The sequence below is a fragment of the Rhizobium sp. N621 genome (assembly GCF_001664325.1).
Taxonomy (GTDB): domain Bacteria; phylum Pseudomonadota; class Alphaproteobacteria; order Rhizobiales; family Rhizobiaceae; genus Rhizobium; species Rhizobium esperanzae.
Genome location: NZ_CP013495.1, coordinates 4005034 through 4012500, shown reverse-complemented (window position 1 = coordinate 4012500; position 7467 = coordinate 4005034). Strand labels below are relative to the sequence as shown.

At 59.5% G+C, this 7467-nt stretch carries 6 protein-coding genes, 1 tRNA gene and 2 rRNA genes (1 of these 9 only partly in view); 3 read left to right on the top strand and 6 right to left on the bottom strand.

The window, feature by feature from the left end:
• From AMK00_RS19260 to AMK00_RS19250, 3 genes are all read left to right on the top strand, one after another.
• A 23S ribosomal RNA gene (locus tag AMK00_RS19260) occupies positions 1-1116 on the top strand (it extends 1763 nt beyond the left edge of the window).
• A gap of 214 nt (positions 1117-1330) precedes the next feature.
• Positions 1331-1445: ribosomal RNA gene (gene rrf / locus AMK00_RS19255) — 5S ribosomal RNA — on the top strand.
• A 105-nt stretch (positions 1446-1550) separates the two neighbouring features.
• Positions 1551-1627 (top strand) — tRNA-Met (locus AMK00_RS19250).
• Positions 1628-1849: 222 nt separating this feature from the next.
• Here the strand turns inward: AMK00_RS19250 and AMK00_RS19245 are convergent.
• The 6 genes from AMK00_RS19245 to adh form a co-directional block, all read right to left on the bottom strand.
• On the bottom strand, positions 1850-2980 hold the full coding sequence (locus tag AMK00_RS19245; protein ID WP_064805192.1) for a calcium:proton antiporter: 1131 nt from the start codon (positions 2978-2980) through the stop codon (positions 1850-1852).
• Positions 2981-3143: 163 nt separating this feature from the next.
• Positions 3144-3851 carry an SDR family NAD(P)-dependent oxidoreductase gene (locus AMK00_RS19240; protein WP_064811432.1) on the bottom strand — a complete coding sequence of 236 codons (708 nt, stop codon included), beginning with the start codon at positions 3849-3851 and terminating at the stop codon, positions 3144-3146.
• A 214-nt stretch (positions 3852-4065) separates the two neighbouring features.
• On the bottom strand, positions 4066-4416 hold the full coding sequence (locus tag AMK00_RS19235; protein WP_064805188.1) for a ribbon-helix-helix domain-containing protein: 351 nt from the start codon (positions 4414-4416) through the stop codon (positions 4066-4068).
• A gap of 23 nt (positions 4417-4439) precedes the next feature.
• Positions 4440-5036: a DJ-1/PfpI family protein gene (locus tag AMK00_RS19230; RefSeq protein WP_064811431.1), complete on the bottom strand. Its 597-nt coding sequence runs from the start codon at positions 5034-5036 to the stop codon at positions 4440-4442.
• Between the two features lie 172 nt (positions 5037-5208).
• Positions 5209-5601, bottom strand: coding sequence for a DUF779 domain-containing protein (locus AMK00_RS19225; RefSeq protein ID WP_064811430.1), 393 nt, complete (start codon positions 5599-5601; stop codon positions 5209-5211).
• 217 nt (positions 5602-5818) lie between these two features.
• On the bottom strand, positions 5819-7327 hold the full coding sequence (gene adh, locus AMK00_RS19220) for an aldehyde dehydrogenase (protein ID WP_064811429.1): 1509 nt from the start codon (positions 7325-7327) through the stop codon (positions 5819-5821).
• Positions 7328-7467 lie beyond the last annotated feature (140 nt).

The following is a 7467-nucleotide window of genomic DNA, read 5'->3' as shown; positions in this document are numbered from 1 at the left end:
GGGGTAGCGACTGTTTATCAAAAACACAGGGCTCTGCGAAGTCGCAAGACGACGTATAGGGTCTGACGCCTGCCCGGTGCTGGAAGGTTAAGAGGAGAGGTGCAAGCTTTGAATCGAAGCCCCAGTAAACGGCGGCCGTAACTATAACGGTCCTAAGGTAGCGAAATTCCTTGTCGGGTAAGTTCCGACCTGCACGAATGGCGTAACGACTTCCCCGCTGTCTCCAACATAGACTCAGTGAAATTGAATTCCCCGTGAAGATGCGGGGTTCCTGCGGTCAGACGGAAAGACCCCGTGCACCTTTACTATAGCTTTACACTGGCATTCGTGTCGGCATGTGTAGGATAGGTGGTAGGCTTTGAAGCGGGGACGCCAGTTTCCGTGGAGCCATCCTTGAAATACCACCCTTATCGTCATGGATGTCTAACCGCGGCCCGTCATCCGGGTCCGGGACAGTGTATGGTGGGTAGTTTGACTGGGGCGGTCGCCTCCGAAAGAGTAACGGAGGCGCGCGATGGTGGGCTCAGACCGGTCGGAAATCGGTCGTCGAGTGCAATGGCATAAGCCCGCCTGACTGCGAGACTGACAAGTCGAGCAGAGACGAAAGTCGGTCATAGTGATCCGGTGGTCCCGCGTGGAAGGGCCATCGCTCAACGGATAAAAGGTACGCCGGGGATAACAGGCTGATGACCCCCAAGAGTCCATATCGACGGGGTTGTTTGGCACCTCGATGTCGGCTCATCGCATCCTGGGGCTGGAGCAGGTCCCAAGGGTTTGGCTGTTCGCCAATTAAAGCGGTACGTGAGCTGGGTTCAGAACGTCGTGAGACAGTTCGGTCCCTATCTGCCGTGGGTGTAGGAATATTGACAGGATCTGTCCCTAGTACGAGAGGACCGGGATGGACATATCTCTGGTGGACCTGTTGTCCTGCCAAGGGCATAGCAGGGTAGCTATATATGGACGGGATAACCGCTGAAGGCATCTAAGCGGGAAACCCACCTGAAAACGAGTGTTCCCTATCAGAGCCGTGGAAGACGACCACGTTGATAGGCCGGGTGTGGAAGTGCGGCAACGCATGAAGCTTACCGGTACTAATAGCTCGATCGGCTTGATCGTTCTCATTGTTCATGCTCATCAGCCAAAGGCTGATGATGCCTGACCTTGTTCTGACGCGCCAAGGGCGCTGCGGACGGCCCGCGCCACAAAGCGCGACGGCCTCTGGCCTGTATGCGTGCCACAAGCACCCGCAGCCGGAAAGATCAAAGACGTGTTCAAAACAAAACAGGCTAACGCCTGCCAGCTTCTCAAACAACAAGTTGCGCTTTGCCGACCTGGTGGTTATGGCGGGGTGGCTGCACCCGTTCCCTTTCCGAACACGGCCGTGAAACGCCCCTGCGCCCATGGTACTTCGTCTTAAGACGCGGGAGAGTAGGTCGCTGCCAGGTCTGCAAAGCGCAACTCAGTTGATAAAAATCTTCTCAATCACAATCCAACGGCCCAAAGCCGAACAAAGGGCCGCTCATAAGCGGCCTTTCGTGTTATAATACTTCCGCGGGGTGGAGCAGCCCGGTAGCTCGTCAGGCTCATAACCTGAAGGCCGCAGGTTCAAATCCTGCCCCCGCAACCAAAAGTCCCAAAAGCCCGCCAAAAAGCGGGCTTTTTGTTTTGATAACGGTCGAGGAGTTAACGCCTCATCAGGGGCCTGCAAGCAGGCAAAGCCGACGCCACGGGACAGAAAACCCCAAAGCACGCCCCGAACCAACCTTCCCTTCATCTCCTGCAACACCACGCTCAGCTATCGCTGGCGCGAAGACTTCATCTTCGCTGGTCCGTTCCCGCATGCCGGACATCATTGCTGGAAAATCAACAGGACATAAGCCAGGAAAAGCACGAGATGGACCGCACCCTGCATCAGATGCGTGCGACCGCTGGCAAAGGTGATGATGCTGACGGCAAGAGTGAGCAGCAGCATCACAAGATCTCCATGCTCCAGACCGAGTGTTACCGGGTGTCCATAAAGGCGGCTGATGACGAGCATCGCCGGCACGGTCAGCCCGATCGTCGACAAAACCGACCCGAGAAAAATATTAACGGAGCGCTGAAGATTGTTGGCGATGGATGCACGCACGGCGCTGATTGCCTCGGGGGTCGCGACAAGAACGGCCATGACGACGCCGCCAAATGCGGTCGGTGCCTGCAGGGTTTCGATGATGTAATCGATCGGCCGCGCGAGTTGTTCGACCAGGAACACCACAGGCCCCATATAGGCGAACAGCAACAGGGCATGAGGCCACACCGGCTCGTGGTAAAGCGCTGCTTCGCCAGGAGGTTCGCGGCGATTGCTGCCGTCGGTGAAATAGTCCTGATGGCGACCGGCTTGCAGAAACAGAAACGTGGCATAAAGGCCGACGGAGAGTATGCCGAGGATCAATTGCCGCGGCGCCGACGGGTGCTGCCCGTCCGGGCCGGAAAGAAATGTCGGCATCACCAGGCTGAGCGTTGCCAAGGGCACGATGACGCCGAGATAGGCGTTGGCGCCCTGGAGGTTATGCTGTTGCTCCGGCCGTCGCCATGCACCCAAGAGCAATGACAGGCCGACCATGCCGTTCAGAATGATCATGACGACCGCAAACAAAGTGTCGCGGGCCAGCGTCGGGTTGTTTTCGCCATGAATCATCACGGCGGAAATCGCCATCACTTCGATCGAAGTAATGGCGAGCGTCAGAATAAGGGTGCCATAAGGTTCCTTAAGGCGCTCCGCCAGGTGATCCGCCTGCCGCACGACCGACAGAGCCGAACCGAGCACGACGGCAAATAGCCACGCGAAAACGACGGTGAACCAAAGCGGATCGGGAAGTCGGCTGAAGAGATCGTCCTGGAAAACAAGGAAGGCCAAGCTCGTCGCAATGCTGACGCCCAGGAACCATTCTTCGCGCATCAGATCGGTTGCGCCGGTGGGCAATGCCGGCCCGTCAGCCATCGCAACCACCGTGATCCGGCAGATGCCGCCACAATGCGATCATTGACACCATCGCCTGCCCGATCCCGAGATAAACATCGTTCATTTGACGTCGGCCCACAATAGCAAAAGGACCGTACTCCAGGCCAGATGGCAGTGACCATCCCAAATGCGCACAGCTTGCCTATTCGCGGCCGGTGGCCGGGATCGCTGCGCCGGTAACGACGGCTGCGGCGGGCGATATCAGGAAGGCGATGAGCCGGGCGATCGACTGCGGCGATACCCAGGCGTCCGTTTTTGCATTGGGCATGGCAGCACGATTCTCGGGCGTATCGATCGTGCCGGGCAGAATGCAGTTGGCGGTGATGCGATCATCGCGGCATTCGGCAGCAAGCGCTTCCGTCAGCCGGATGACGGCAGCTTTCGAGGCTGCATAGGCGGCCTGGTTAGGGCCGGCCTTCAGGCCGGGCATCGCAGCGACGTGTACGATGCGGCCGTAGCCTGCGGCCTTCATCGTCGGGAGAACCGCCGCGCTGATCGTCAGCGCGGTACGGGCGTTTGTCGTCATCATGGTATCCCATTGCGCGGGGGCCTCCGGCCCGACCGGTCCCATTTGAAAACCGCCGACGGTGTTGACCAATGCGCCTACGCCGCCGAAGCGCTTGACGGCTCGGGCGACGGCGGCAGCGCAGGAGGCGTAGTCGGTGAGATCCGTTCCGGCGATCGAGAGAAACTCCGTGGACGCGGGAAGCTCACCGGCCAAAGTTTCCAGCTCCTGGCTCGAACGGTTCATGCAGACGAGTTTTACGCCGGCGCCTGCAAGCTCCCGGATAACGGCGCTGCCGAGGTTGCCGCCGGCTCCCGTGACGATCACGGCTTTCTGGTCGTTCATGGCAAGCGATCTCCTGACGGTGCCGGTGCTGGATGATGCCGCGCATTGTTGGTCCAGGCCGGGCCGCAACGCAACCCCTGCGCAGCCGCGCCAGTCAGGTATCTTGAGAATGCTGGCGGAGCTGAGAGCTCCGTCTGTGATCATCCCAGGTTCGTCGGACTAGAGCGGTTCAGCTTTTCACGGAAGCGCAGAACCGCTCTAATCGTTTTTGCCTTCAGTGATATTTTTCCCGTTCGCGGCCGAGGATGACTGGCGCATCCAACTCAGAGATCGGGCGGGTGACATCTGCCGGGATGTCACCGGCGAGCTGCAGGTCGAGATATCGGGCGCAGCAGACGCGCAGGAAGGATGTGAAGTTCCCGAGATCATGGCCGGCATCGATCGATTCATGGTGCAGCCGGGTAATCAGCTGCACGACGTTCATGCCGTCGCGCCGCGCAATTTCCTCAAGCTTCGACCAAAAGAAGTTCTCCAGCCTGACGCTGGTGACCATGCCGTCGATGCGCAACGACCGGGTGGTGCTTTCCCATAGCCGCGCATCCGCCTTGATGAAGAGTTCACACATGTCGTCCTCCCGGCGCCGCCTCGTCAGGCGGCGTTGGTTTCAGGTATTGACGAGGCATCGAGTACGGCCATGAACTGCCGCAGCCAGGAGGGATGCGCCGGCCAGGCTGGCGCAGTGACCAGGTTGCCGTCCGAGACGGCATCGGTGATTGAAATATCGGCGTAAATGCCGCCGGCAAGTTCGACTTCCGGCCGGCAGGCGGGATAGGCCGAGCAGGTGCGGCCCTTCAGCACTCCGGCGGCGGCAAGCAGCTGTGCGCCGTGGCAAATGGCTGCAACGGGTTTTCCGGCATCGAAGAAATGCCGGACCGATTTGATCACGTCGGCATTGAGGCGAAGATATTCCGGCGCGCGGCCGCCGGGGATGACCAGGGCGTCGTAATCCTCCGCCCGCACGCTGTCGAAAGTGGCGTTCAGCGCGAAATCATGGCCGCGTTTTTCCGAGTAGGTCTGATCGCCCTCGAAATCATGAATCGCGGTGGCGACGGTCTCGCCCGCCTTTTTGCCGGGGCAGACGGCATCGACGGTATAGCCGCAGGCGAGCAGTGTCTGAAACGGCACCATCGTTTCATAATCTTCGGTGAAATCACCCGTGATCATCAGGATCTTAGAAGCTGGCATCGCATCCTCCTTTGAAACCAACAGACGAAGATTAACAAAGACCGCTCAGCAGCAGGTACTATGGGAATACTACAGACGAAATTCTCGGCCGGAAGAAGGTGAGCATCACGACGAGAGTGCTCTCAGATCCTCTCCTGGATGTAAAACCGTTGCATCCATCGGGCGGCAGGGATCAGACCTTCCTGACTGTCGCATCCGGGACGGCACAGGCCTCGCCGCCGCCGAAGAGACGGGAACGGGTGAGAAAGCGTTTCTCGCGGCCGTTGTCGAGCGAGAACATGCCGCCGCGGCCCGGCACGACGTCGATGATGAGCTGAGTATGTTTCCACGCCTCGAACTGGCTGACGCTGATATAGACCGGCACGCCGCCGATCTCGCCGAGCTTGATGTCACTGTCGCCGACCATGAACTCATTGGCGGGATAACACATGGGGGAGGAGCCGTCGCAGCAGCCGCCGGACTGGTGGAAGAGGATATCGGGATGATCCCGCTTGATTTCTGCGATCAGATCAAGGGCCGCATCGGTTGCGAGAACACGCGGTTCGCCATTGACGGTCGTTTCCATGGTTCTTCCTCCAAGGTTCTGGAAAGGGGATTCCCCTCCCCACCCCCCCCACAAGGGGGAGGGGCTTAACTTGTTGAACTGCCCCGTTCTAAAAGCGACGTGTCGGCTTGCTGAGACTTCGGCAAGGAAAGCTGGTGGGGCGGTATCATAACCCCTCCCCCTCGTGGGAAGGGGTTGGGGAGGGGTCTTCAGCCTCTCCCGCTAAGCTGAAAGCATCTCAGAAGAAGCCGAGTGCCTTCGGGCTGTAGCTGACCAGCATGTTCTTGGTCTGCTGGTAATGCTCGAGCATCATCTTGTGGGTTTCGCGGCCGATGCCGGATTGCTTGTAGCCGCCGAAGGCGGCATGGGCGGGGTAGGCATGATAGCAGTTGGTCCAGACGCGGCCGGCCTGGATCTCGCGGCCGAAACGGTAGCAGCGATTGGCGTCGCGGCTCCAGACACCGGCACCAAGACCGTAGAGCGTGTCGTTGGCGATTTCGAGCGCTTCCTTCTCATCCTTGAAGGTCGCGACCGAGACCACAGGTCCGAAGATCTCTTCCTGGAACACGCGCATCTTGTTGTGGCCCTTGAAGATCGTCGGCTTGACGTAATAACCGTTCGCCAGTTCGCCGCCGAGATTGTTGCGCGAGCCACCGGCCAGAACCTGAGCGCCTTCCTGCTTGCCGATGTCGAGATAGGCGAGGATCTTCTCAAGCTGCTCCGTCGATGCCTGGGCGCCGATCATCGTTTCCGGATCAAGCGGGTTGCCCTGTTTGATCGCCTCGACGCGTTTGACGGCCTTTTCCATGAAGCGGTCGTAGATCGATTCCTGAACGAGGGCGCGGCTCGGGCAGGTGCAGACTTCGCCCTGGTTCAAGGCGAACATCGCAAAGCCTTCGAGCGCCTTGTCGAGGAAGTCGTCGTCTTCGGCCATCACATCGGCGAAGAAGATGTTCGGCGATTTGCCGCCGAGCTCCAGCGTCACCGGAATGAGGTTCTGGCTGGCATATTGCATGATGAGCCGACCGGTCGTCGTTTCGCCGGTGAAAGCGATCTTGGCGATGCGCGTGCTGGTCGCCAGCGGCTTGCCGGCCTCGATACCGAAGCCGTTGACGATGTTGAGCACGCCGGGTGGCAGGAGGTCGCCGACAAGTTCGGCCCAGAGCAGGATCGAAGCGGGGGTCTGCTCGGCGGGCTTCAGCACGACGCAGTTGCCGGCGGCAAGTGCCGGCGCCAGCTTCCAGGTCGCCATCAGGATCGGGAAGTTCCAGGGAATGATCTGGCCGACGACGCCGAGCGGCTCATGGAAGTGATAGGCGACGGTATCTTGGTCGATCTCGCCGATCGAGCCTTCCTGGGCACGGATGCAGGAGGCGAAGTAGCGGAAGTGGTCGATCGCCAGCGGAATGTCGGCCGCCATGGTTTCGCGGATCGGCTTGCCATTGTCCCAGGTCTCGGCCTGGGCGAGCAGTTCCAGCTTGTCTTCCATGCGCTGGGCGATCTTCATGAGGATATTGGAGCGCTCGGCGGCGGAAGTGCGGCCCCATTTTTCCTTGGCCGCATGGGCCGCGTCGAGCGCGAGATTGATGTCCTTTTCATCGGAGCGCGGGATGTCGCAGAGTTTGCCGCCTGTGACCGGCGTCACGTTTTCAAAGTATCTGCCTTCGACCGGCTCGCGCCATTCACCGCCGATATAGTTGCCGTATTTCAGCTTGAACGGCGATTCCACGATTTTCTGATGAAGCATGTCATCCTCCCTTGATGGTCCAGGTTCCAATCGAACCAGTGGGAGCAAAATGTGCGCGTTTTGCCGAAGGGAACAGGGTGGAGGATCAATACCGCAGCGCACACTGTCGCAGACATGCGACAGGGTCGCGTTTTGATTGC